The following is a 25,567-nucleotide window of genomic DNA, read 5'->3' as shown; positions in this document are numbered from 1 at the left end:
CCAACGCTTTTGAGGGCTAAGGTCTATTTATAGAAAGCGGGAAGGAGCTGATGCTTCGTGGATACGTCGAACAATGACTTCGGGCGAGCAACGCCGGAGGAGCCATCGAACAAGGCTGTGGCTGAAGGAAAAGCTGGACGCGGGGGTGGGGCGATCCAACCGGTGGACGACTCCGCGGAACTCACTGTCTCGGAACGCCAGATCAACATCCTTCGAGACAAACTGCGCCACATCGACCGTCAGCTTGCCGCCGCCACCCAGAACAACACCAAGCTCGTGACCATGCTGGAGACGGCGAAGGCCGAAATCCTGCGGCTCAAAGGCGCCCTCGAGCAGGACGGCCAACCGCCATACAGCTTCGGGACAATCCTCCAGATCAATCCGAGGCGCCAGCCAACGGCAGGCAGCACAGGCCAGGCGGCCACCGAGGAGTCGGTTGATATCTTCAATGCCGGCCGCAAGATGCGCGTGGGCGTCAGCCCGCTCGTGAACATCAACCAGCTGGCCGTCGGACAGGAAGTCCTCCTCAACGAGGCCCTGCTTGTAGTGACCGGCCTGGGCTATGAGCGGGCAGGCGAACTCGTCACGCTCAAGGAAATGCTTGGCACGGACCGCGCCCTGGTAGTGGGCAGGGCCGATGAAGAGCGGGTCGTCAGGCTTTCAGGCGCATTGCAGAAGGTGCACCTGCGCGTCGGTGATGCTTTGTCGCTGGATTCCCGCACGGGCTACGCCCTGGAGAAGGTGCCCCGGGCAGAGGTCGAAAACCTTGTCCTCGAGGAAGTCCCGGATATTACGTACGAGGACATCGGCGGCTTGGGCCCGCAAATCGAACAGATCCGAGACGCCGTGGAACTCCCGTTCCTGCACCCGGACCTGTACCGCGAGCACGGGCTCAAAGCACCCAAGGGCATCCTGCTTTACGGGCCTCCAGGTTGCGGCAAGACGCTGATCGCGAAGGCCGTTGCCAACTCGCTCGCCGCCCGCGCCTCCGAACGGGCCGGAAACGTGGACCTGAAGAGCTACTTCCTGAACATCAAGGGACCTGAACTCCTTGACAAGTACGTCGGCGAAACAGAGCGTCACATCCGCCTGATTTTTGCGCGCGCCAGGGAGAAGGCGTCAGATGGCAGCCCAGTGGTGGTGTTCTTCGACGAAATGGACTCGCTGTTCCGCACCCGCGGCACCGGGGTGTCCTCCGACGTCGAAACAACCATCGTTCCCCAGCTCCTGAGCGAGATCGACGGCGTCGAACGGCTGGACAACGTCATCGTGATCGGCGCTTCGAACCGCGAAGACATGATCGATCCGGCTATTCTTCGTCCCGGCCGGCTTGACGTGAAGGTCAAGATACAGCGTCCCGACGCCGAAGCGGCCGCTGACATTTTCGCCAAGTACATCACCACCGACCTGCCTTTCCACGCGACGGATCTGGCGGAGCACGGCGGCGACGTCCAGGCCACAGTCGACGCCATCATCCAGCGCACTGTTGAAGCGATGTATTCGACCGAGAAGTCGAATGAGTATCTCGAAGTCACCTACGCCAACGGCGATACCGAGATGCTCTACTTCAAGGACTTCAATTCCGGCGCGGTTGTCCAGAACGTCGTGGACCGGGCCAAGAAGTACGCCATCAAGGACCTTCTGCTGACCCAGCAGAAAGGCCTGCGGATCGACCACTTCCTGCGCGCCGTCGTCGATGAATTCCGCGAACACGAGGACATGCCCAACACCACCAACCCGGATGACTGGGCACGCATCTCGGGCAAGAAGGGCGAACGCATCACCTACATCCGCACCATCGTCCAGGGCAAGGCCGGCCAGGAGCCCGGGAAGTCGATCGAAACGACTCCAAACACCGGCCAGTACCTGTGACGGCCCGGCCGGAAGGCCTGCCTTCGGACAAGCTTCCCGTGGGCGGGGCCATGAGGGTCATGGGTTCGGAAACTGAATACGGTATCCACGCACCCTCCGCGCCAGGGGCGAACGCCACGATGATGTCCGCACGGATCATCCAGGCCTACGCCAACCTGACGCGGCAGCGGGCTGCCGGGGGCGCTGAAACCCGTTGGGACTACACGGACGAAGAGCCCCTGCATGATGCCCGCGGTTGGACAGTTGAGCGTAGCGCAGCAGATCCGAGCCAGCTGACTGACAGGCCTCCCGTGCTCGACGCCGAGGCCGTCGCGTTGGCGTACGGGCGTCAGGAGCTGGAAGCCGACGGCGGCGACGAGTCAGGATCGTTGCTCATGAACATGGTCCTCGGAAACGGGGCCCGCCTGTACGTGGACCATGCCCATCCGGAATATTCCAGTCCCGAGGTCACGAATCCCCGCGACATCGTCGCGTGGGATGCGGCCGGCGACCTCGTCGCACTGGCCACGGTTCGGAAAGTGGCCGCCGATCCCGATCTGCCGGCCATCAACCTGTACAAGAACAACACGGATAACAAATCAGTGTCGTACGGCTCCCACGAGAACTACCTCATGCCTCGCTCGGTGCCTTTCGGGGACATCGTCCGAGGCCTGACGCCGTTCTTCGTCACGCGCCAGGTGATCTGCGGCGCCGGGCGGCTTGGCAAGGGCCAGGACGGTTCGATGCCAGGATTCCAGATCAGCCAGCGGGCGGATTTCTTCGAAGCCGAGGTGGGGCTGGAAACCACCATCAGGCGCCCGATCATCAATACCCGGGATGAACCGCATGCCACCGCGGACAAATACCGGCGCCTGCATGTCATCATCGGTGACGCCAACCTGAGCCAGGTCTCGAACTATTTGAAGTTCGGAACCACGGCATTGGTCCTGAGCCTCATCGAAGCCGGTCAGGCTCCGAAGATCGAAGTACACGAGCCGGTGGCGGGCCTGCAGGCAATCAGCCACGACACCTCCCTGACTGCCACGGTCAGGCTTCTCGACGGACGGCGGGTAACAGCGCTGGACATCCAGTGGATGTACTACGAGGCAGCGGCCAAACTTGGGCAGGAAACGGGGGTCTCCGATTCCTTCAGCGGCGACGGCCACACCCGCGATGTCCTGGAACGGTGGGAATCGACGCTCGGGCTCTTGGGGAGCAACCCCGCAGGTGCCGCGTCCTCCGTCGAATGGCTGGCCAAAATGTCCCTGCTTGACGGCTACCGGAACCGTGACGGCCTCGAATGGAACGACGCCCGCCTGGGTCTCGTCGATTTGCAATGGTCCGACGTGAGGCCGGAAAAGGGCCTGTACTACCGCATGCTTTCCCGCGACCGCATGCAGACGATCGTCGACGACGCCACGATCAGCCGTGCTGTCGTCGAACCGCCGTCGGACACCCGGGCATATTTCCGCGGAAAGTGCGTTTCCAGCTTTGGCAAGGACGTTGTCGGAGCCAGCTGGGATTCGGTCATCTTCGACGTTCCCGGCATCGGGAAACTGCAGCGGGTGCCCACGCGGGAACCCCTCCGCGGCACGGAAGCACTCACCGGTCAGCTGTTTCGGAAACACGCCACAGCGGGCGCGTTCCTTCGTGAATTGCTGGGCCTGGATCCGGCCCCGCCCGCCGGAACGGGCAGCTGACTAAAGGCCGCCAAACGGGCACTTAAAACCGCAGCGGCGGGGCCCGCCCCGTGGCAGTATGGCATTACAGGAAGTCCCCGTTGCCGGGGATGGACAGAATGGAGAAGGAAATGGCAGCTCAGGAGCAGCAGCAACCGCAGTCGCGGGACGTCGAGGCAGAGGCCGACGCCCCCGGGGCACCGCCCGCAGCGCCGGAGGCACAGGCCTCGGTCGCCACGCAGGGCGTGGACGATCTCCTCGACGAAATCGACGGCGTGCTCGAATCGAACGCCGAGGAATTCGTCAGGGCATTTGTGCAAAAGGGCGGCCAGTAGCCAGCCGCCAGCTAAGCCAAGGGCCCGGCCGGCGCGAGGCCGCCGGGCATCGGATGTCAGAGTCGAAGGAGCGCAGCAATGCAGGATCCATCAGCCGGCCACCTGGCCACCCAAGCAACGTCTTCGTTCATAGAGCATCTGCAACGCTCCAGGCCTGAACTCCTTCCTTTTAGTCAAACGCTGCCCGCGGGACAGATTCCGCCGGTGCCCCATGCCACCACAATCGTCGCCCTCAGTTACCCCGGCGGCGTCCTGATGGCGGGGGATCGGCGTGCAACCATGGGCAACGTGATCGCCAGCAGGCACATCGAGAAGGTCTTCCCGGCCGACGAATACTCCGTCCTGGGCATTGCCGGGACGGCCGGCCTGGCCATCGACATCACCCGGTTGTTCCAGGTGGAACTGGAGCACTACGAAAAGATCGAGGGCACGCTGCTGAGCCTGGACGGCAAGGCCAACCGGCTTGGGGCCATGATCCGGGGAAACCTGCCGATGGCCATGCAGGGTCTCGCGGTGATCCCGCTCTTCGCGGGCTTTGACCAGGCAGCCGGCGTGGGACGGCTTTTCTCCTACGATGTCACCGGGGGACGGTACGAGGAATTGGAGCACCATTCGGTCGGTTCGGGTTCTGTCTTCGCCCGCGGCGCCTTGAAGAAGCTGTGGCGGCCAAACCTCACCGAAGACGAGGCTGTCGCCGTCGCGGTTGAAGCTCTCTATGACGCCGCCGACGACGACTCGGCCACGGGCGGTCCGGACCCGGTCCGGCAGCTTTGGCCGGTGGTATATACCGTCAACCGCGCCGGTGCCCGCCGGGTGTCGGAACGCGAGTTGGCGGCGATCGCCGGATCCATTGTTGAATCGCGCACAGTTGCCGGACGGGAGGCCTGAGATGACCCAGCAGTTTTATGTTTCGCCTGAACAACTGATGAAGGACCGCGCGGATTTCGCGCGGAAGGGCATCGCCCGCGGCCGTTCCGTCGTCGTGATCAGTTGCGCTGACGGCATCGCGCTGGTCGCGGAAAACCCGTCGCCGTCGCTCCACAAGATCGGTGAGATCTACGACAAGATCGCGTTCGCCGCGGTGGGGAAGTACAACGAGTTTGAGAGTCTTCGGCAAGCGGGTGTCCGCTACGCTGACGTCCGAGGCTATTCATACGATCGCGAGGACGTCACTGCCCGCGGTCTGGCCAGTGTCTACGCGCAGAGCCTTGGCGCTGTCTTTACCGCGGAACAAAAGCCGTTCGAAGTTGAGCTTGCGGTGGCAGAGGTCGGGCACACGCAGGCCGAGGACCATCTTTATCGGCTGACTTTCGACGGTTCGATTGCCGACGAGAACGGGTTTGTGGTGATGGGCGGATTGGCCGAGCAAGTAGCCGAGACCGTGGCCCGCGGCTGGAAAGCTGACCTCAACCTGGCCGGCGCACTGCGACTGGCCGTCAAGGCGCTGGCGACGGACAAGGAAGTGGACGCCCTGCCCGGCACCGCGGTCGAGGCCGCCGTGTTGGACCGAAGTCCGGAAAGCGGGCGCGGATCCCGGCGGGCCTTCCGGCGGCTCGGGGCAGAAGAAATCACGCAGCTGCTGGCAGGGGAGGCCTGAGATGGACAAAAGGATATTCGGGATCGAAACGGAGTTCGGTATTTCGTACTCGAGCCCCGACTCAAGGCCATTGGCTCCCGAGGAAGTCGCCAGGTACCTCTTCCGCAAAGTGGTGAGCTGGGGACGTTCCTCCAACGTCTTCCTGACGAATGGCTCGCGCCTGTACTTGGATGTCGGCTCGCACCCGGAGTACGCCACCGCGGAATGCGACGACCTCGCGCAGCTTATTGCCCACGACCGGGCCGGGGAGCTCATTCTCGATGACCTCGTTGACGAAGCGCAGGCGCGGCTTGCGGCGGAGGGATTCAACGGAACCGTCTACCTTTTCAAGAACAACACCGATTCCGCCGGCAACTCCTATGGCAGCCACGAAAACTACCTGATTCCGCGGCGGGGCGAGTTCTCTCGGCTCGCCGAGATCCTCATTCCCTTCCTCGTCACGCGGCAGCTGATCGCCGGTGCGGGCAAGGTCCTCAAGACACCCCATGGGGCCACGTTCGCGTTCTCCCAGCGTGCCGACCACATTTGGGAAGGCGTGTCCTCCGCGACGACAAGATCCCGCCCCATCATCAACACCCGTGACGAGCCGCACGCCGATGCCGAGTTCTTCCGCCGTCTGCACGTGATCGTCGGCGATTCCAACATGTCCGAGACCACCGCCCTGTTGAAGGTGGGAACGGTGGATCTGCTCCTGCGCATGATTGAGGCCGGAGTGATCATGAGGGACATGCGAATGGAGAACCCCATCCGCAGCATCCGGGAAATCTCCCACGATCTCAGCGGTAAAGCCCTGGTGCGGCTGGCCAACGGCAGGCAACTGACGGCCCTGGACATCCAGCGTGAGTACCTTGCAAAGGTCACGGCCTTTGTGGCCTCGAATGGAGCCCACAATCCGCACGTACCGCTCATCCTGGACCTTTGGGAACGGACTCTGGACGCGATCGATAGCGGCGACACCAGCGGAATCGACACGGAAGTGGACTGGGCCATCAAGAAGAAGCTGATGGACGGATACATGCGTCGCCATGGAATCGGCCTCGATTCCTCGCGGATCGCGCAATTGGACCTCACCTATCACGACATCTCGCGCAAGCGCGGGCTCTTCTTCCTGCTCCAGTCCCGCGGTGCGGCGAGGCGCCTCGTGGCCGATACCGACATCAAGGATGCCGTGGATGCGCCGCCGCAGACTACCCGCGCAAAACTCCGCGGCGACTTCGTCCGGCGCGCCCAGGAACTCGGCCGCGACTACACCGTGGATTGGGTCCATCTGAAGTTGAACGACCGCGCGCACCAGACGATTTTGTGCAAGGATCCCTTCCGCAGCGTCGACGAAAGAGTGGATGCCCTCCTGGACTCGATGAGCTGACTCCCAGTTTCACCCGCTACTCTGGAGGTTGGCCTTTTAACAGGCCTCTACGCGCATGGCCGAGCCTGGCCCGTCCATGCCCTCCTTTTGCCCCGACGAAAGTTCAATTTGTGCGACGTCTACTAGCAATTCTTATCCCCGGCCTCTTGCTGATTACCGCCTGCGGCGGAAGTCCGGCAACAACAGCAACCCCGGAGCCCACCAGTCAGTCCGCCGGCGAAGTCGCCAAGCTGGATTCCCTCAAGGTCTCCGACAATGGAGACAAGAAGGCACCCGGCCTGGAATTCAACAAGCCGTTGGACGTGACGCAGCCGACCATCAAGATGGTCAGCGACGGCGCCGGCGACAAGGTGAAAGCCGGACAGGTGGCGCAGATCACCTACATTGCCGTCGACGGCAAGGACGGCAAGACCCTCGAAGACACATTCCCGACAGGGTCCCAGCCCGTCGAACTGAACGACCAGCTCAAGACCGGCAGCGCCGTGCTTTACAACGCGCTCGTAGGTGCGAAGGTGGGCGCCGACATCGCCTTCGTCGTCCCCGGAACTGCGGCGTCGGGCGAAGCAGCGGCAACGTCATCCCAGCTGGTGGTCTTCAAGGTCACTGGCGTCAAGGACGCAGTGAAGCCCCTGGCCAAGCCCGAGGGCGATACCGTTACTCCGCCCGCCGGCCTCCCCACGGTCAAGGTCGATGACAAGGGAATTCCGCAGATTTCCGTCGACGGCGCGAAGGCTCCGGACGCCCTCGTCGCCCAGGACCTCATCAAGGGCAAGGGCGCAGTCGTCAAGGAGACAGACACCCTGACGGTCAACTACGTCGGCGTCACCTTGGCTGACGGCAAGAAGTTCGACTCCAGCTACGACAAGGGCGAGACCGCCAGCTTCGCGCTCAACGGTGTCATCAAGGGCTGGACGCAAGGACTTGCGGGCAAGACGGTCGGTTCCCGTGTCCTCCTGGTCATCCCCAAGAGCCTCGCGTACGGCGACGCCGCGACCCAGGGCCAGCCCACGGGCGACCTCGTCTTCGTCGTCGACATCCTGGGCGCCCAGTAGCCCTTCCGAAAAATTCCGCAACACCGTCCCTATCACATTGAGGAGCACCTATGTCATTTGGTCAGCGCGATTACGACCGCACCAAGCCGGAGATCGATTTCCCGGAGGGCGACGTCCCCACGGAACTTGTTATCAAGGACATCGTCGTTGGTGACGGCGCCGAGGCCAAGGCCGGCGACACCGTCTCCACCCACTACGTTGGCGTTGCCTGGTCCACCGGCGAGGAATTCGACGCATCATGGGGCCGTGGCGCACCGCTGGACTTCCGCGTGGGAGTCGGCCAGGTCATCCAGGGTTGGGACAAAGGACTCCTTGGCATGAAGGTCGGCGGCCGCCGTCGCCTCGAGATCCCCTCCGAGCTTGCCTACGGTTCCCGTGGCGCCGGCGGGGCCATCAAACCCAACGAAGCCCTGATCTTCGTGGTGGACCTCGTGGCCGTCCGCTAGGTTTCGCAGCACTAAGTCCAATGCATGGGAAGGCGCGTCTGCAGCCGGAGAAATCCGGCCGCAGACGCGCCTTCCGCCTTTGCCTGAGGAATTTAGTAACGTAGCAAGCGTGTCCGCATCACGAACCGAACGACTCCTGAACCTCCTGATCGCCCTCCTGAACACGAAATACGGGCTGTCCCGGGCTGTTCTCAGGCAGAAGGTCTATCACGACGCCGGCGACAGCGACGTCGCGTTCGGACGCATGTTTGAACGGGACAAGTCAGAACTGAAGCGATTTGGCTTCGATATCGAAACCCTCCTCGACCACGGGTTCGGCTCGGACGATCCTGCTTCTACCCGCTACCGCATCGGCAAAGAATCCAATCGCCTGCCGTATGTGCACCTGACCCCGGCCGAGGGCACGGTACTGCTGCTGGCAGCACAGCTATGGGAACGCGCGGCGCTCGGCTCAGCCGCTGCAAGCGCGCTACGGAAGCTGCAGGCTTCCGGCGACCTTGCCGACGTCGAACTCCCCGCCGGCGTCCAGCCGCGCATCAAGCCAGCCGGCCAGGCCTTCGACGACATCATCGTGGCCATGAACGGCCAGCACCCCGTGAGTTTCGGCTACCGTGCCGCGAGCACCGGCAAGGACGAACGCCGCATGGTGGAGCCCTGGGGCCTCGGGAGCCGGTTCGGCCAGTGGTACCTGGTGGGCTTCGACCGGGACCGGAACGCGAAACGCTTTTTCCGCCTGTCCCGGATGACGAGCGATGTCCATGTTGAGACCGGGTATCACTGTGAGATACCCCCAGGGTTTGATACCCGCGCTGAACTGGACGGCCTCAGTGAACTTCCCCTCCAGGAAGCCCACCTTGACGTCGCCGAAGGCCGTTTGCTGGGTCTGCGCAAGCGCGCGGTGAGTGTCACCGGGGCCAGCGGCGCCAGCGGCTTCCAGCCGGGCAGGGACCGCCTCTCCGTGCCGTTCCGGGACAGCGAACTGCTCGCCGAAGAACTTGCCTCCTATGGTCCCCACGTGCTCGTGGCCGGACCTGCCGAACTGCGCGACGCCGTGGTCCGCCGCCTTGAAGCTGCCGCCGCGTTCGCGTCGAGCCCCGCCGTCGAGGTGCGCTTCTCCGGCGCCGGACCGGCGCCGCGGGCGCGCAAGCGCACCTCCGAAGACCAACTCAACCGCATGCTCCAGCTGGTCCCGTTCCTCGTCCACAACCAGGGCCTGCCCATCCAGGAGGTGGCAGACCGTTTCGGAGTCACCCGCGAGGAACTGGTTGACGACCTGAAGATCCTGATTTGCTCCGGGCGTCCCGAAGGCTATCCGGATGACCTGTTCGATATCGATTGGGAAAACGAGCACGTCTACATCCGCGAGCACCTCGAACTCAACCGGCCCATCGGCTTTAGCGTTGACGAGGCCTGCGCCCTGCTGACGGGCTTGGCGACCCTGGGCGGCCTTCCTGCCCAGGCCGGAATGTCGGAGGACGAGCAAAGCGGAGCCCTGGAGTCCGTGACCCTGAAGCTCACCGGCGCGGCGGGCGAGGCCGGCCGTTTGGCGGCAGCCGTTGCCGGCCCGCCCGTCACCCCGGCCGAGGCCGGGCCGTTCGACACGATCACAAAGGCGATCCAGTCGGGTCGTCAATTGCGGCTTCGCTACCTGTCACAGCACCACGACTCGGTTTCCGAACGGGACGTCGACCCTTTCCGGCTCTATTCGTTGGACAACACCTGGTACTTCGAGGCGTACTGCCACAGCAAAGCCGGTCTACGGAACTTCCGCCTCGACCGTATCGAGGAGATCGAGCCCAACGGCCGTCCGGTTTCCAGGAGTGCGGGCGCCGAGGAAGGCGTCCCGGTGAAGTTGTACACGCCGAACGACGACGACGTCGTCGTTGTCCTCCAATTGACCCGGCAGGGCGTCGGGCTGGCGGATGACTATTATGCGGATCGGACGGCAGTGCTCCCTGACGGCGGCTTGCTCGCCGAGGTACGGTTCGGAAACGCGGACTGGTTGCCGATGTTCGTTGCGCAGCATGGCGGTGCTGCCCGTATTTTGCAGCCGGCAGAGCTTGCCGACGCCTCGGCAGCCTGGGTGGCTGCCGCACTTGCCCAATACAAGCAATGAAGGCTGGTTAGACTACTCAAATGCCTTGGTGGTCCTGGATCCTTTTATGGCTCGCGCTGATTGCGGTGTCGCTGCTTTGCTATGTCCTGCTGGGCGTCCGGCTTTTCCGGAAGTTCATGGCCACGGTGCACGAACTGAGTGCCGCAGGGGAGCGGCTAGGTCACCGCTCGCACTTTCCCGAGCGCGCCGACGACGACGGCGAGGCGTCGGCGAAAGTGTTCGGCGCAGCCGTTTTTGCCTCACCGGAACAGATGCGTCATGATTACGTGACGACCAAGGCCTCCCGCCAGGAAGTGCGTCGCCAAAAGCGCGTTAAGCGCAAAGCGGAACGGGGCCAACCCCAGTCTCTGCACGACATCGATTTCAGTTAGACGTAGGATGTATTCCAACGAAAGGACTTCCCGTGGGACGACTATTTGATGGCCCTTGGCCAATTGTCATTATCATCATCGTGGCCCTGTTGCTGTTCGCGGCACCCAAGCTGCCGGCCATGGCCCGCAGCCTCGGCCAGTCGATGCGCATCATCAGATCCGAAGTCAAGGAAATGAAGAACGACGGCAAACCGGCGGCCAAGGACGACACGGACCCCGTTGAAGGCAAAGTGGTCAACCACCCCGAAGCGAACAAGAGCGGCAACGACACTGACGTTCCGCCTGCAACCCGTAGCTAAGCAGTAGTGGCAACGAAGACGGGCCGCAAAGCCAACCCCGAAGGGCGGATGGCGCTCCTAGACCACCTGAAGGAGCTTAAGAACCGGCTGATCAAGTCTGCCATCGGCGTTCTCCTAGGCGCCGTGGCAGGGTGGTTCCTCTATGAGCCGGTAGTCAACAGCCTGTCGGATCCGTTGATCAAGATCGCCGAGGAGACCAAGCGAACCGCGGTCCTGAACTTCGCGAGCGTAGGGGATCCTTTCGACTTCAAGCTGCGCATTGCCATTCAGATCGGTTTGGTGCTCTCGAGCCCCATCTGGATCTACCAGGTCTGGGCCTTCATTACTCCCGGCCTGACCAAGAAAGAGCGCCGCTACACGCTCGGGTACATGGCCGCGGCGGTGCCGTTGTTCCTGGCCGGCGTGTATGTCGCCTGGACGGTCATCCCGAACGTGGTGCGCGCACTGCTGCAGTTCACGCCACAAAACGGCGCCAACAACATCGACGCATCCCAGTACCTGACATTCGCCACGCATATGCTTCTTTTCCTCGGCATCGCCTTCCTGGTGCCGGTGGTGTTGGTGGGCGTCAACATGGCGGGCGTCTTGAGCGGCAGGACCATCCTCAAGGCCTGGCGCATCACGGTCTTCCTCGTGTTTGTCCTGGCAGCCATTGCCGCGCCCGGTGCGGACGCGCTGTCAATGTTCATGCTCGCCGGTCCGCTCTTGGTGCTCTTCTTCGCCGCGATCGGACTCTGCATGCTGAACGACAAACGTCGCGCGCGCCAGCAATCGAAGATTGCCGCCGAGACGGAAGCCACAGCCGACGTCGCCACACCTGCCTCCGATCTGGAGAATCTGTAGTCTCACGGCCATTAGGCTTGAAGCATGTCCTCCAATTCAGGGGCGCTTTCGCCCTCAGAAGCCTTTCAAGCCGCAGCGCAACGGAGTGCTGAGTCGAAAACCTATCTGGGCACTTTTGCCCAGTCACTGGAGTTCGAGCTTGATGACTTCCAGCGCGACGCGTGCCGTTCGCTCCAGGAAGGCAAGGGAGTGCTCGTGGCGGCGCCCACGGGGGCCGGGAAGACAATCGTCGGCGAGTTCGCCATCTACCTGGCGCTCGAACGCGGGCTCAAGGCGTTTTATACAACGCCCATCAAAGCACTAAGCAACCAGAAGTTCTCCGAGCTCTCGGCGAAGTACGGTGCCTCAAACGTGGGACTGCTGACGGGTGACACCACCATCAACGGCGAGGCTCCGATCGTGGTGATGACCACCGAGGTCCTGAGGAACATGTTGTACGCCGACTCGGACACCCTGGGGGACCTCGGCTACGTCGTGATGGACGAGGTGCACTACCTGGCAGACCGCTTCCGCGGTGCAGTCTGGGAAGAGGTGATCATCCACCTGCCCAGCGAAGTGCAGGTGGTTTCGCTCAGCGCCACGGTGTCCAACGCGGAAGAGTTTGGTGCGTGGCTGGACACAGTGCGCGGCGATACCGATGTGATTGTCTCCGAACACCGTCCCGTCCCCTTGTGGCAGCACGTGATGGTGGGGCGTGAGATCGTCGATCTCTTCGCCGGGGATACCAGCTTCGACGAGATCGCTCCCGAGGCGCCGGACGGCGAAGCACCGGCGCCGGAGGCAGTACGGGAGCCGGACCGGAACCCCCTGCAGAGGGAGTTCGAAGTCAACCCGGAGCTACTTTCGATGGCCCGGGCGGAAAGCCAGATGAACTTCCGTGGCCGCTTCGGCCACGGCGGACGAAGCCGCCGCCGGCAGGACCGCCAGCGTGACAACACTGCCAGCGAGCAGCGAAGCCCGGTGCGCAAGGCCAGCCGGCCCCAGATCATTGCGAGCCTGGACCGCCAAGGGCTGCTTCCGGCCATTACCTTCATTTTTTCCCGCGCCGGCTGCGACGGGGCGGTGGCGCAATGTGCCGCGGCCGGGCTGTGGCTGACCACAGAGCGGGAACAACAGATCATCGCGTCCCGGGTGGATGAGGCGAGCCGCGAGATTCCCGCAGACGACCTCGATGTCCTCGGTTTTTGGAGCTGGCGCGACGGCCTGCTTCGCGGGCTCGCGGCGCACCATGCCGGTTTGTTGCCGACCTTCAAGGAAGTCGTCGAGAAACTCTTCGCCGATGGCTTGGTGAAGGCCGTCTTTGCCACGGAGACCCTCGCCCTGGGCGTCAACATGCCGGCCCGCTGCGTTGTCCTGGAGAAGCTCGACAAGTTCAACGGCGAAGCGCACGTCAACATCACCGCGGGGGAGTACACACAGTTGACCGGCCGTGCCGGAAGGCGTGGAATCGACGTTGAAGGCCACGCCGTGGTCCTGTGGCAGCCGGGTACTGATCCTGCCGCCGTCGCCGGCCTCGCCTCGCGGCGCACCTATCCGCTCAATTCAAGCTTCCGCCCTACGTACAACATGAGCATCAACCTGATTGCCCAGTTCGGGCGGCCCAGGGCGCGGCAGATCCTCGAATCGTCGTTCGCCCAGTTCCAGGCGGACCGTTCCGTGGTAGGGCTGGCCCGGCAGGTTCGAAGCCGCGAAGAGTCGCTGGCCGGTTACGCCGAGTCCATGAAGTGCCACCTGGGCGACTTCACCGAGTACGCGAAGCTTCGGCGCGATCTCAGCGACGCCGAGCAATTTGCCTCGAGGAGCACTTCCCGGGCCCGCAAGTCCCTGACCGTGGACTCCCTCTCCCGGCTTCTGCCGGGCGACATCGTCAAAGTTCCGGGCGGACGCACGCCGGGTTACGCCGTCGTGCTCAACGCCGATCCCGACTCGCGTGAACCGCGCCCCGCGGTCCTCACGGAAGACAACCAGCTCCACAGGATCGGTACCCACGAAGTCGAAGGGCCGGTCGCGCCTGTGTCCTGGATCCGGATTCCGAAGTCGTTCAACGCGAAGCTGCCCAAGTCCCGTCGTGATCTGGCATCCGCCATGCGGAATGCGGTGCGGGAGGGGCGTCCGCCGGCCCGCGGCACGAACCGGAGCGAAGACTTCGGCCGTGCCCGGTACATGCCGGACCAGGAAAAGAAGATCGCAGACCTCCGCCGGGCATTGCGCGCCCATCCTTGCCACGGCTGCAGCGAACGCGAGGACCATGCCCGCTGGGCCGAGCGTTGGTGGAAGCTTCGCCATGAGACCGACGGGCTCGTCCGGCAGATCCAGGGCCGCACCAACACGATCGCCAAGACATTCGACCGTGTGTGCGATGTCCTCGCTGCCTACGGTTACCTCCAGACGTCCGACGCCGGCCATGTCACCATCAGCGCGGACGGCCAGCGCCTGCGCCGCATCTACGGCGAAAAGGACCTGCTGATCTCCCAATCCATCCGCCAAGGGGCCATCAAGGACCTCGATGGCGCCGAGCTGGCCGCGCTGGCCAGCACGATGGTCTACCAAGCCAAGCGCGACGACCGCGGCCTGCGACCCAAAATGCCGTCGGTATCGCTCGAAACATCCGTAGACATCGTGGTGCGTGAGTGGTCTGCGCTGGAGGACGTCGAGGACAAGAACAAGTTGCCGTTGACCGCCGAGCCGGAGCTGGGACTTGTCTGGCCCATCTTCAAATGGGCGAAGGGCCGCCATCTCCAAGAGGTCCTCAGCGGCACCGACCTCGCCGCAGGTGACTTTGTGCGCTGGGCGAAGCAGATCATCGACCTGCTGGACCAGATGGCAAAGATTCCAGGTCTTGAACGACGCCAAACCAAGGCGTGCCGCGAAGCGATCGATCTGGTCCGACGCGGCGTCGTCGCGTACTCCAACGTCTCCTGACACACCACAGATTCCCAGCAAGGAGCATATCCATGACCCATTCAGGCGTGCCCGCCGAAACCCGCCCCCGCAAGGTCACGATGTACCGGAACGGCTCCGTCTATACAGCCGCCGATCCCTTCGCGAGCGCAATGCTGGTTGACGGAGACACTGTTGCCTGGGTTGGTTCGGAGCAGGCAGCCACATCGATCGCCGATTCTTCGATGGAAATCATCGATCTCCGGGGAGCGCTGCTGGCGCCCGGTTTCGTCGATTCCCACATGCACCTCACGGAGACCGGAATTGCTTCCGATTCCCTCCAACTCACCGGGGTACGCTCGGCACGGGAACTGCTCGACGCCGTCGCCCTGGCCGCCAAGGCTCTTGGCACATCCGGCGCCGTGCTCGGCCACGGTTGGGACGAGTCGGTGTGGCACGAAAAGACGCTGCCGACGCCGGAGGAGCTCGACCGCGCCGCGGGCGGGCGCAAGGTGTACCTGGCGCGCGTGGATGCGCACTCTGCTCTCGCCTCATCCTCCTTGGCGTCCGCGGCGGGACTGGACGGCCTTGATGGCTACGATGGTTCCGCCCACGTCCTGAGGGCCGCCCACACCGCCGCGCGGCTGGTCGCCAGGCAGTTCCCCGACGCCGAACGCCGCCGTTACCAGGAACTGGCCCTTCGCGAGGCTGCGGCCAACGGCTATGTCGCCTTGGCCGAAATGGCCGCCCCGCACATTTGCAGTGCGGACGACCTTCGGATGTCTTCGTCGTGGAACTCCGCCTCGTGGAACGAAGGCAGCGTGGGCGTCCCCGGAATCCTTCCCTATTGGGGCGAACTCGCCACATCGGCCGAGCACGCCTCTGCCATCCTGGAAGGCTTGGGGGTGCCGGTCCTTGGCCTGGCCGGTGATTTGAACATCGACGGTTCCATCGGTTCGCGAACGGCTGCCCTCAGTGCAGACTACGCCGACGCTCCGGGCCACCGCGGAAGCCTCTACATCTCGGTCGACGAAGCTGCCGGCCACATTGCGGCTTGTTCGGTGCTCGGTATCCAGGCAGGCTTCCACGTCATTGGCGACGCGGGACTGAAGACGGCATTGGATGCCTTCGACCTTGCCGCGTCAGAGGTGGGGGAGCAGCGGGTCCGTGCCTCCGCGCACCGCCTCGAGCATGTGGAAATGGCGGACGCCGGCGATCTCGCCCGGCTGGCGAAGTATTCGATTACAGTGAGCGCACAGCCGGCCTTCGATGCCGCCTGGGGCGGGGCAGGGAAAATGTACGATCAGCGCCTGGGGGCGCGAAGCGTGGCCATGAACCCTTTCGCTTCGTACTACTCCACCGGCGTGCCGGTGTGCTTTGGAAGCGATAGTCCGGTCACCCCGTTGCGCCCATGGTCCAGCGTCAGGGCATGCCTGGAACACAGCAATCCGGATCAACGCATTTCGGCGCGGGCGGCTTTCCTCGGGCACACCCGTGCCGGTTGGCGGGCCGGCCAGGAGCGCAATCCGCTGATGGGGCAATTGGTTCCCGGGGCCCCTGCAAGTTTCGCGGTGTGGGAAGTTGAAGAGCTGATGGTGCAAGTGGCCGATGACCGCGTCCAGTCGTGGTCCACCGATCCACGCGCACGGACGCCCCTCCTCCCCGCGCTGGACAGTGGTAGCGATCCCGCTTGCCTGCAGACTGTGCGCGAAGGCCGGGAGATCTTCACGAGTGAAAATTTGCGGTCATAGTTGCAGGTGGTTTGCTGGTCCTGAAGGCCCCTGACCTGCGTGTATGGACAAAGCCCCAGCTCAGGCGGCGCTTGACAGGATTTGTGAAGTCCGTAGCATTTAGGGTCAACAGGCTTCCACAGGGAATACCTGGTTGTCTGGCCGCGGTGGGGTCCGCTGCCAAAAACAGTCATCGGACCCGTTTTCCAAGACCGTGGCACTCGTAGTGGGCAGGTCCACTGTGCCGCAGAAAACGGTTCGGCCTCGAGGTCAACACGCGGGCCGGCACTGGACCTGGGCGAGTGGACCTGCCCGCGGCCAAGCGCGACCCGTGTGGCGGATGCCACAGGTGGCCCCAGGTACGGCACGTTGTCGTTCTATAATGGAGAGTTGCGCCTGAATGCCAGCCACGCTGCTGCTCCGGCCGACTGACCGCTCCATCAAGGAAAGGCCTCTTCTTGCGTGTCCTGACGATCATTCCCACGTACAACGAGCTGGAATCACTACCCAAGACCCTCGGACGGCTGCGCGCGGCTGTGCCCGCGTCCGACGTCCTGGTTGTCGATGACAACAGCCCTGACGGCACGGGACAGCTCGCCGACAGCATCGCAGGCGAGGACAGCCAGGTCCATGTCCTTCACCGCAAGGGCAAGGAAGGCCTTGGAGCGGCGTACATTGCCGGATTCAAATGGGGCCTGGCGGCCGGCTACGATGTCCTCGTCGAGATGGACGCCGATGGTTCGCACCAGCCTGAGCAACTTCCGTTGCTGCTGGATGCGATCAACGACGGCGCGGACCTCGCCATGGGTTCACGCTGGGTTCCGGGTGGCGGCACGGTGAACTGGCCGTTCTACCGTCAGGCGATTTCGCGCACGGGAAGCACCTATGCCCGGCTCATGCTTGGCTTGAAGATCAAAGACATCACCGGCGGCTACCGTGCGTTCCGGCGCAGCACCCTGGAGGCGCTCAAGCTGGACCAGGTGGAATCGGTCGGCTACGGCTTCCAGGTGGACCTGGCGTGGCGGGTCGCCAAGCTTGGCTTGAAGATCGTCGAACGCCCGATCACGTTCGTTGAGCGCGAGCTCGGGGCCTCCAAGATGAGCGGCAACATTGTTGTTGAGGCCATGATCAACGTCACCAAGTGGGGGCTCGCCTCCCGCTGGGCCGCCTTGACCGGGAAGAAGACCCCGGTCTCAAAGTAGGTCCAACGGAAAAGGCCGGGTCCGCGCTCTGTGAAGAGTGCGGACCCGGCCTTCGTCGTGAAACTGTTCCCTTGAGAACGGTGCAGCTACGCCGAGCGGCGTTCCCCGCGACGTTCGCGCAGGATGTTCAGGCGGTCTTCGAGGATCTGCTCGAGCTCGGGAAGGCTGCGGCGTTCCAGCAGCATATCCCAGTGGGTGCGGACGGCCTTTTCGTTGGTGTCGACGGGGCGTTCGCCATCAACCAGGAGCGCTTCCTTGCCGGTCTTGGAAACCCAGACGGGAGGGATCTCGGCTTCGGAGGAGAAGGTAACGAAGACCTGCTCTCCGTCCGCGCAGCGGTATTCAACCCGCTGACGCGGCGCCGGCTCCACACCGGATTCGGTTTCCATGCTCTGGGCGCCAAGACGCATGCCCCGCAGGCTGCGATCGCTCATGATTACTCCCTCTGTCTGTTCGCGGAACCATGCTCCGCGCTAGCCGGGCGCCGCAAGGCGCCGCCCGTACTACTGTCTGCACACGTTGCATCACTAGATGAAACGCCTGACCAAGCGTTAATGTTCCGTTCGGATTGAACCGGCCGGACAAATACACCATTATACGCGGATCGAAGCTGACAGGACAAAGCGAAGGGGACCGGCCAGGGAATCCGGCCGGCCCCCTGCAAACTATCCGCGGTTAAGCCGACGGTTCTTGTGTGGAATCGCTGAACAGGTCAGAGACGCCTGATCCGCCGTTGGCGCCACCCAGCGCACCGCCGATGCCTTTGAGGGCCTCACCTACCTCGCTGGGGATGATCCACAGCTTGTTGGATGATCCCTCCGCAATCTTCGGCAGGATCTGAAGGTACTGGTAGGCCAGAAGCTTTTGGTCCGGGTTGCCCTTGTGGATGGCGTCGAAGACCTTTTGAATGGCCTGGGCTTCGCCATCGGCGCGGAGGATGGCTGCCTTGGCGTCACCCTCTGCGGCCAGGATTGCAGCTTGCCGTTGCCCCTCGGCCGTCAGGATCTGCGATTGCTTGGTGCCTTCGGCGGTCAGAATCGCAGCGCGACGATCCCGCTCGGCCCGCATCTGCTTCTCCATTGAGTCCTGGATGGAGTGCGGCGGGTCGATTGCCTTGAGTTCGACCCGCGAAACGCGGATTCCCCAGCGTCCGGTGGCTTCGTCGAGGACCCCCCGGAGTTGGCCGTTGATCTGGTCGCGAGAGGTGAGCGCTTCTTCAAGATTCAAGCCGCCCACGACGTTGCGGAGCGTCGTGGTGGTCAGCTGTTCAACAGCCTGGATGTAGTTGGCGATCTCGTAGGTCGCGGCCCGGGGATCCGTGACCTGGAAGTAAACCACGGTGTCGATCGAGACAACCAGGTTGTCCTCCGTGATCACCGGCTGCGGCGGGAAGGAAACCACTTGTTCGCGAAGATCCAAAAGCGGCAGCAGGCGGTCGACAAACGGGATCAGGATGGTGAGCCCGGGGTTGAGCGTGCGCTGGTACTTACCGAGGCGTTCTACGACGCCGGCGCGCGCTTGCGGGATGATCCTGATCGAGCGGACCAAAACGATAATCACGAATATGACGAGAACTAGCAGCACGATCGCGGCTGCAGTTCCTCCCAAGCTGTCCATACATCTCCTTCATTCCCCAGTTACGTATTTGATGCGGTTATGTGTGGCGATAGGCCGAACGCTCGTCGTCGAACGCAGCGGCTTGTGCCATGGCGGGACGCTGCTCAGTGCGGGCTGTCTTCCGCTGTGGAGGCGACTACCGCCGTCGCGCCGTCAATCCTGGTGACCTGCACGGTCTGGCCGGCGTCGATGATTCCAGCCGCGCTGCGGGCGCTCCACACGTCGCCGCCGATCTTGACCAGTCCTGCGGTCGCGGTGACCGGCTCCATGACGAGCGCAGATTGGCCGATCAGGCGGTCCACGTTGGTACGTTGCTCGGCGGGCCCCTTGTGCAAATGCTTGAGTGCGATAGGCCGGACGAAAGCGATCATCAGCAGGGACACGATGCAAAAGACGACGATCTGCAACCAGAGATCTGCTCCGGCAAAGTCAGCCGCGAGGGCTGCCAGCGCGCCGGCCCCGAGCATGATGAAGAAGAAGCTCAGCGTCAGCATCTCCACTACGGCGAAAGCCAGAAACACCGTGAGCCAGAGGGCCCACCAGTTGCTGCCAAGCCATTCAAACATCGTTCCCCCTGTTTCCGGACCTGCGGTAGCAGCCGGCCTGATCCGGACTGCAGCGTCGGCAAGATCACAGTCGCTGTTTTTCCATCCTAGCCCGGCGCGAAGGTTCCCGTTAGGAGCCGTCCTCCGGCGCCGCGAAAACGCTGAGGGTGAACTTCGCAGTGGCGTGGACAGAGGTTTCCGTGGCCGTCGACGCCAGGAGGGCGGAACGTTCAAGGTGGTGGCCTGCCGGTCCCATGAAGGCGACATCGGCGAGGTCCCGGCCATCCAGCTCGAGGTCCACGTCGAGGTGAATGGTGTCCTCGGGGGTGAAGAACTCCTGCATGGACTCCGCAAGGCGCTCGTCTTTGCCCGGCTCAATGCCCAGCATTCCAGTCCGTTCGGCAATCTCCCCAAGGTGTCCGTTGCGCGGAGTCACCACGATCACCCGGCCGCCTGGACGCAGCACCCGGGCAAATTCCGGAGGATTCCGCGGTGCGAAGACCACGATGACGGCATCCACTGCGTGGTCGGCGATCGGCAGGGGACGCCAAATATCCCACACGAGATTGGTGGCGCCCGGATTCAACCGTGCTGCCCGGCGGAGGGCGAACTTCGAGATGTCGATGCCAATTGCCGCTGTAGGAGCGCGGTCCAGCACTGTGCGCAGGTAGTGGCCGGTGCCGGTACCTGAATCCAGGATGAGGGATCCCGGGGCCGACAGAACGGGGGCCGCCAGCTCGGCGATGGCTTCAGCGAGGGGCGCGTAATGGCCCGCGCCCAGGAAGTCGTTGCGGGCTGCGACCATCTCTGCCGTGTCGGCCTCGAAGACGGTGCCCTTGCCGCTGAGCAGGTTGAAGTAGCCTTGTTTGGCGGCGTCGAAACTGTGGCCGGCGACGCAACGTAACGTAAACGGCGCTGGCCCGCTCAGGCCGAACGGACCCCGGCAAACCGGGCAGCGCAGGGCAGGGACGGCGTCGGAAAGCATACGGACAATCCTACGGCGGCCGGAGTGGCACATATCGTCATGGCATGACGGCCGCTAGGCTCACCAGCGTGAAAGCCGAACAACTCCCGCTGCTGAATTCCGTCTCCGCCCCCGCCGCCCATCCCGACGGCACCCGCGCCGTCGTGTCCGTGACGCGGCCCGACTTCGACGCCGATGCTTACGTCGGGCAGCTGTGGAGTGTTCCCTTTGACCCCGCGATACCGCCGCGTCGGATCACCCGTGGCTTCCGGGACACCGCACCCGCGTTTTCGCCCGACGGCAGCGCGTTGGCATTCCTTCGGGCAACGCCGGACGGCAAACCGCAACTGCATGTGGTGGAGGCCGACGGCGGGGAGCCGCAAGCGATCACGGAACAGAAGTTGGGAGTCTCGGAGTTTTCCTGGGCGCCAGATTCGCGCAGGATTGTGTTTTCCTCACGGGTTCCCGAAGAAGGCCGTTACGGAACGGTTGACGGGGTCGGGGCCGGCAGCGAAGACGCACGGTTGATCACCGACAACCAGTACAGGCTCAATGGACTGGGCTACACCGCGGACAAGCCCGCCCAGCTGTTCGTCGTCGACGTCCCCGAGCTCGGAGCGGAACCTCCTGTGGTTCCTGTGGGGAGGGCCGCCAAAGCCCGCGGCGCGGAGGCGGCGGCACTGTTGCCGCCTGCGGTGCAATTGACGTTCGGCGAGGCCGACCACACTTCGCCGTCCTTCAGTCGCAACGGCGAGAGCGTCTACTTTATCGCCTCACTCCATGAAGGGCACGACGCCGACATCGCCTCGGGTATCTACAGCGTCCCCGCCACGGGAGGCGAGGCGAGAGCGCTGCGTCCGGGCGCTGCGCCGCAGTTCGTCCAGGAAGCCTGCGAATCCGCGAACGGTGAATGGCTGTTCTTTACGGCGCAGGACCTCGGTGACGACGGCTTGGACTTCGTCGCGAGGAACACGGCCCTGTACGTCATGCCGGTCCGGGGCGGCAAGGCAACGATGCTGAGCGACGTCGAAAACCAGGACATCGGCGGCCGCCTCGAAGCTTTTGGAGTGGATGGGGTGCTCGCACTCAACACGAGCCATGGGAGCGTGCAGCTGATCCAATGGACGGCCGAGGGCGAGAGCGGGGTACTCGTCAAGGAGCCCCTGGTAGTGATTGGCGCTTCCGTGGCGGCCGACCTGGTGTCTGTCACTTACGGTGACGCTTTCAGCAATGGTGAACTCGGCGTTCTGGAGAAGGGTGGACTCCAGGTCCTCACCGATTTCACCAAGGCCCTCCGGGACGAAGCAACCATCCTTGAACCGCATGAGTTCACCGCCACCGGCAGTGATGGCTATCCGGTCCATGGCTGGGCGGTCCTGCCGGAGGGGCCCGGCCCCCACCCCGTGCTGCTCACGATCCACGGCGGCCCTTTCGCCCAGTACACGGGGGCCTTCTTTGACGAAGCCCAGGTGTACGCCGAGGCGGGATACGCCGTGCTGATGTGCAACCCGCGTGGTTCCGCCGGGTACGGCCAGGCGCACGGCGGCGCCATCAAGGAAAAGATGGGCACCGTGGACATGTCGGACGTGCTCACCTTCCTGGAGGGGGCGCTGGAAGCCTTCCCGGCGATGGACAGGGAATCGATCGGCATCATGGGCGGGTCCTACGGCGGGTATCTGACTGCCTGGATCATCGGCCACGAACACCGCTTCAAGGCAGCAATTGTGGAGCGCGGATTCCTTGACCCTGTGAGCTTTGCGGGTTCCTCGGATATCGGATGGTTCTTCGGCGGCCAATACACGGGCGGCTCGCCCGAGCAGATGGCGGCCCAAAGCCCCATGGCCGTGGTGACTGCAGTTCGCACGCCCACCCTGGTGATCCACAGCGAAAACGATCTCCGATGCCCGGTTGAACAGGGCCAGCGCTACTTTGCCGCGCTCAAGGCGCAGGGCGTCGAGACGGCGATGCTCCTCTTCCCGGGTGAAGACCACGAACTATCGCGGTCGGGCACGCCACACCACAGGCGACAGCGCTTCGAACAGATCCTCGCATGGTGGGCAAAGCACCTGCCTTCCGCAGCGAACCCGCCGCGCGAAGACGGTTCAGCTACGGCTTGAGGAAGCCCAACCCGCGGCTTGCCTCCTCGATTCCGGGGTACGCCCAATGGGCAGAGTATTCTGCATCGTTTGCCAACGACCGGAGCTCGGCGCGGTCCAAATAGAGTCCGCCGTGCAGGTGGTCGGTCTCGTGCTGGACTATCCGGGCCTGCCATCCGGAGAATCCGGCCGAGGCCGCACTGCCGTCCGGACGCTGGTAGTGCAGGCGAACGTCGCGGTGCCTTGTGACCACGGCCTGGAATCCGCGCATCGACAGGCAGCCCTCATAGAACGACGCCGTGGATGCTCCCTCGGGCTCGTAGCTGGGATTTAGTATTGCGAAGAAGCTGAGCGGCGTCCTTTGCCGGAGCTCGGAGGCAACAGGATCAACATCGAAATGGTCTTCGAGCACAGCCAGCTGCAAGGGGATGCCGAGCTGTGGCGCTGCGAGGCCCACGCCGGGAGCGGCATGCATGACATCCCGCATCCGTTCGATCAGCTGCGCCAATTCGGTGTCCCCAAGCTGGCCGTCATAGGGAGCGGCTCGCTGGCGCAGCACGGGATGGCCGACCTGCACGATGGGCGGGAGGCCATCGAGGCCGAGTAAGTCCTGAACTGCGCTGCGGATTTCCGAGGCAGTAAACGTCGTGTCCGGGCCGGAAGGCAGGGGGCGGGTCTCAAAGTCCATGGATTGAGCTTAGTGTCAGTGCATCGTGAATCTCCGGGCGACAAGCTCGGAGAACATCGGCAAGGTGATGGCCCGGCCGATCAAGGCGTTCCTTGCGCTGAGGACCTTCGGCGGCAAGGGGCGGCCCAGCGCCATGTTCAGGCTGGCCTGCCGAATGGCCTTCTTCGCCGCGCGCTGCCGGTCGCGTTCGAAACCCGCGAGTTCTTTGCCGGCAGGGCCTCCAGCCGATGTTCGCAAGGCTTCGCTGACAATCGGGGCGAGGGCGACGGCGTCCAACCAGCCCAGGTTCATCCCTTGGCCGCCGATCGGGCTGATCTCGTGGGCGGCGTCTCCAATCAGGGCGACCCGTCCGTGGACCATCCGGGAGACCAGCCTAGAGGTGACGCCGAAGGCGCTGATCATCGTATTGCTTGCGGAGTCCACCGCGCTGCCGGTCCGCTTTTTGATGAGGGCGGCGAGCGCGTGGGGAGTGGGTTCCTGGCAGGGGGCGCCAAGCCGGACAACCCAACGGCGGATGCCGCCTGGCAAGGGAAAGGACTCCACGATTCCGCCCGGCTCAAGGAAAAGGACCGCCTTGTTGCCGTACATCGATTCATCCCGGAAATCGCCCATGACGTAGTAGTCGGGATAGGTGCGCAGATGTGGCTCCAGTCCCAGTCCTGCGCGCACTGCCGAATGGACGCCGTCGGCGGCCATGACGAAGCGGCCCAGAACCTCCATTGGAGCGCCCTCTTGCTGTCCCCGCAGACGCAAGCGCCCGCCGTCGTCGACAACTTCCTCAACCTGCACGCCGCGGTGGAGCGCGTTCGGATCGAGGTCGATCACCCTGGACTCGAGGGCGTTGGTGGTGAGGTATTGCGGAACGGAGAGGATGAAGGGGTACTCGGCCGAGGGACGGGCGAAGTCCATATCGGCAACTTTCCTGCCTCCGCTGTACGCGGCGCCGTGGGTGATCCGGACACCTGAAGAGACCAGCGGACGTGCGGCGCCTACTGCGTCCAAAGCCGCGAGGGCGGGAGGATGGATTCCGATGGCGCGGGTCTGGCGGCTCGACGTCGCGCGCCGTTCCAGAACTGCGACGCGGTGCCCGTCTTGCAGCAGCAGGGCCGCCATATATAGCCCGACAGGTCCGGCTCCAACCACCACGACGTCAAACATCGGGGACCTCTCCGGGCCGGTAGACCAGCAGGTTGTGCCATAAGCCGCTCGGTTCTACCGTCCACGTCGGGGGAGTGGCGGCACGGAGTTCCGCTGCGGTGTAGCTCCGCCTGATGGATGTGAGGCCGTCGCCGTGGATATAGGACCCAATGCCGAGTGGCCAGGACCCGGCCCAGAAAAGTGCGTACGCCACGCGGCTACGCTTGAGGTCGTTGTGCAGGGCGATCCGGCCGCAAAGCTGTTCGGAGTCGTGGAGGAACGGGGCGAGTTCCGGGGCAGTCAAGTGGTGCAGGACATGGTTGGAAATGACGACGTCGAACGTGCGCCCCTCTGACACGAGCTCTGAGCTGAGGGCTTTTCTGTAAGTGACCCCTTCCACGGGCGGGGCAGAGCTCGCGAAATGGAAAGCGCGCTCGTCCGGGTCGATTCCGGTGACTTCCAGGCGGTAGCCGTCTGCCGCGGCCCGGCGCGCGAGGCTGCGGGCGACGTCTCCACCGCCGCAGCCGATGTCAAGGACCCTGGTGGGGGCCGCCGTCGTGAGCAATGGCTTGATCCGTGAGCTGTAGGTGTCCCGCCAGCCGGACACCACAGCGTTGACGATCGGAAACCGCGCGTAACTCCGGTTGAGCCGGTCAAGCTCGCAATCGGGGCGGTCCATGTCTTCAACGGCGGTCACGTCCCGTGCGCCGAGAAAGCCGCCAGGGCGGGGGAGGGCAGGCATCACAGAGCCGG

23 protein-coding genes are annotated in these 25,567 nt (G+C 63.9%); 16 read left to right on the top strand and 7 right to left on the bottom strand.

Annotation, left to right across the window (positions count from 1 at the left end; translation table 11 throughout):
• Positions 1-57: 57 nt before the first annotated feature.
• The 15 genes from arc (at position 58) to LFT47_RS11860 (ending at position 17,767) form a co-directional block, all read left to right on the top strand.
• Complete coding sequence (gene arc / locus LFT47_RS11930; RefSeq protein WP_236811029.1) at positions 58-1,872, top strand: proteasome ATPase; 1,815 nt, start codon at positions 58-60, stop codon at positions 1,870-1,872.
• A 50-nt stretch (positions 1,873-1,922) separates the two neighbouring features.
• Positions 1,923-3,551, top strand: coding sequence for a depupylase/deamidase Dop (dop, locus tag LFT47_RS11925; protein ID WP_236818539.1), 1,629 nt, complete (start codon positions 1,923-1,925; stop codon positions 3,549-3,551).
• 110 nt (positions 3,552-3,661) lie between these two features.
• Positions 3,662-3,865, top strand: coding sequence for a ubiquitin-like protein Pup (locus LFT47_RS11920; protein WP_236811023.1), 204 nt, complete (start codon positions 3,662-3,664; stop codon positions 3,863-3,865).
• A 78-nt stretch (positions 3,866-3,943) separates the two neighbouring features.
• Entirely contained in the window at positions 3,944-4,753 is an 810-nt protein-coding gene (gene prcB, locus LFT47_RS11915; RefSeq protein WP_236811021.1) for a proteasome subunit beta, read from the top strand.
• Position 4,754: 1 nt separating this feature from the next.
• Positions 4,755-5,462: a proteasome subunit alpha gene (prcA, locus tag LFT47_RS11910; RefSeq protein WP_236811013.1), complete on the top strand. Its 708-nt coding sequence runs from the start codon at positions 4,755-4,757 to the stop codon at positions 5,460-5,462.
• 1 nt (position 5,463) lies between these two features.
• A complete protein-coding gene (gene pafA / locus LFT47_RS11905) occupies positions 5,464-6,828 on the top strand; it encodes a Pup--protein ligase (protein WP_078108903.1) in 1,365 nt (454 codons plus the stop codon).
• 110 nt (positions 6,829-6,938) lie between these two features.
• A complete protein-coding gene (locus LFT47_RS11900) occupies positions 6,939-7,880 on the top strand; it encodes an FKBP-type peptidyl-prolyl cis-trans isomerase (RefSeq protein WP_236811005.1) in 942 nt (313 codons plus the stop codon).
• A gap of 50 nt (positions 7,881-7,930) precedes the next feature.
• A complete protein-coding gene (locus LFT47_RS11895) occupies positions 7,931-8,326 on the top strand; it encodes an FKBP-type peptidyl-prolyl cis-trans isomerase (protein WP_236811003.1) in 396 nt (131 codons plus the stop codon).
• A 109-nt stretch (positions 8,327-8,435) separates the two neighbouring features.
• Positions 8,436-10,442: a helix-turn-helix transcriptional regulator gene (locus tag LFT47_RS11890; RefSeq protein ID WP_236811001.1), complete on the top strand. Its 2,007-nt coding sequence runs from the start codon at positions 8,436-8,438 to the stop codon at positions 10,440-10,442.
• Positions 10,443-10,462: 20 nt separating this feature from the next.
• Complete coding sequence (locus tag LFT47_RS11885; RefSeq protein ID WP_236810994.1) at positions 10,463-10,813, top strand: hypothetical protein; 351 nt, start codon at positions 10,463-10,465, stop codon at positions 10,811-10,813.
• 32 nt (positions 10,814-10,845) lie between these two features.
• Entirely contained in the window at positions 10,846-11,112 is a 267-nt protein-coding gene (gene tatA, locus LFT47_RS11880) for a Sec-independent protein translocase subunit TatA (protein ID WP_236810992.1), read from the top strand.
• A gap of 48 nt (positions 11,113-11,160) precedes the next feature.
• On the top strand, positions 11,161-11,955 hold the full coding sequence (tatC, locus tag LFT47_RS11875; RefSeq protein WP_236818537.1) for a twin-arginine translocase subunit TatC: 795 nt from the start codon (positions 11,161-11,163) through the stop codon (positions 11,953-11,955).
• 24 nt (positions 11,956-11,979) lie between these two features.
• Entirely contained in the window at positions 11,980-14,877 is a 2,898-nt protein-coding gene (locus LFT47_RS11870; RefSeq protein ID WP_236810990.1) for a DEAD/DEAH box helicase, read from the top strand.
• A gap of 32 nt (positions 14,878-14,909) precedes the next feature.
• On the top strand, positions 14,910-16,586 hold the full coding sequence (locus LFT47_RS11865; RefSeq protein ID WP_236810988.1) for an amidohydrolase: 1,677 nt from the start codon (positions 14,910-14,912) through the stop codon (positions 16,584-16,586).
• 437 nt (positions 16,587-17,023) lie between these two features.
• Positions 17,024-17,767, top strand: coding sequence for a polyprenol monophosphomannose synthase (locus LFT47_RS11860; protein ID WP_236810980.1), 744 nt, complete (start codon positions 17,024-17,026; stop codon positions 17,765-17,767).
• Positions 17,768-17,853: 86 nt separating this feature from the next.
• On the opposite strand, the gene LFT47_RS11855 is transcribed toward LFT47_RS11860, so the two are convergent.
• From LFT47_RS11855 to LFT47_RS11840, 4 genes are all read right to left on the bottom strand, one after another.
• Positions 17,854-18,201, bottom strand: coding sequence for an RNA polymerase-binding protein RbpA (locus tag LFT47_RS11855; protein WP_059389983.1), 348 nt, complete (start codon positions 18,199-18,201; stop codon positions 17,854-17,856).
• A 241-nt stretch (positions 18,202-18,442) separates the two neighbouring features.
• On the bottom strand, positions 18,443-19,384 hold the full coding sequence (locus LFT47_RS11850; RefSeq protein ID WP_236810979.1) for an SPFH domain-containing protein: 942 nt from the start codon (positions 19,382-19,384) through the stop codon (positions 18,443-18,445).
• Between the two features lie 104 nt (positions 19,385-19,488).
• Entirely contained in the window at positions 19,489-19,950 is a 462-nt protein-coding gene (locus tag LFT47_RS11845; RefSeq protein ID WP_236810978.1) for an NfeD family protein, read from the bottom strand.
• A gap of 109 nt (positions 19,951-20,059) precedes the next feature.
• Complete coding sequence (locus LFT47_RS11840) at positions 20,060-20,914, bottom strand: methyltransferase domain-containing protein (protein ID WP_236810977.1); 855 nt, start codon at positions 20,912-20,914, stop codon at positions 20,060-20,062.
• 68 nt (positions 20,915-20,982) lie between these two features.
• Here LFT47_RS11840 and LFT47_RS11835 point away from each other — a divergent pair, with 68 nt between their 5' ends.
• Entirely contained in the window at positions 20,983-23,010 is a 2,028-nt protein-coding gene (locus LFT47_RS11835; RefSeq protein WP_236810976.1) for a S9 family peptidase, read from the top strand.
• Here the strand turns inward: LFT47_RS11835 and LFT47_RS11830 are convergent.
• From LFT47_RS11830 to LFT47_RS11820, 3 genes are read right to left on the bottom strand one after another with little or no spacing between them, the layout of a single operon-like run.
• On the bottom strand, positions 23,000-23,677 hold the full coding sequence (locus tag LFT47_RS11830) for a peptide deformylase (RefSeq protein ID WP_236810975.1): 678 nt from the start codon (positions 23,675-23,677) through the stop codon (positions 23,000-23,002). The two genes, LFT47_RS11835 and LFT47_RS11830, sit on opposite strands and share 11 nt — an antisense overlap.
• 15 nt (positions 23,678-23,692) lie before the next feature.
• Positions 23,693-24,835, bottom strand: coding sequence for an FAD-dependent oxidoreductase (locus tag LFT47_RS11825; protein WP_236810974.1), 1,143 nt, complete (start codon positions 24,833-24,835; stop codon positions 23,693-23,695).
• Positions 24,828-25,556, bottom strand: a complete 729-nt coding sequence (locus LFT47_RS11820; protein WP_442863390.1) for a class I SAM-dependent methyltransferase — start codon at positions 25,554-25,556, stop codon at positions 24,828-24,830. Before LFT47_RS11820 ends, LFT47_RS11825 begins: the two co-directional genes overlap by 8 nt.
• Positions 25,557-25,567: the final 11 nt, after the last annotated feature.

The organism is Arthrobacter sp. FW306-2-2C-D06B, from assembly GCF_021789175.1.
Taxonomy (GTDB): domain Bacteria; phylum Actinomycetota; class Actinomycetes; order Actinomycetales; family Micrococcaceae; genus Arthrobacter.
The sequence above is the reverse complement of the archived record's forward strand: the minus strand, read 5'-3'. Positions and strand labels throughout refer to the sequence as shown.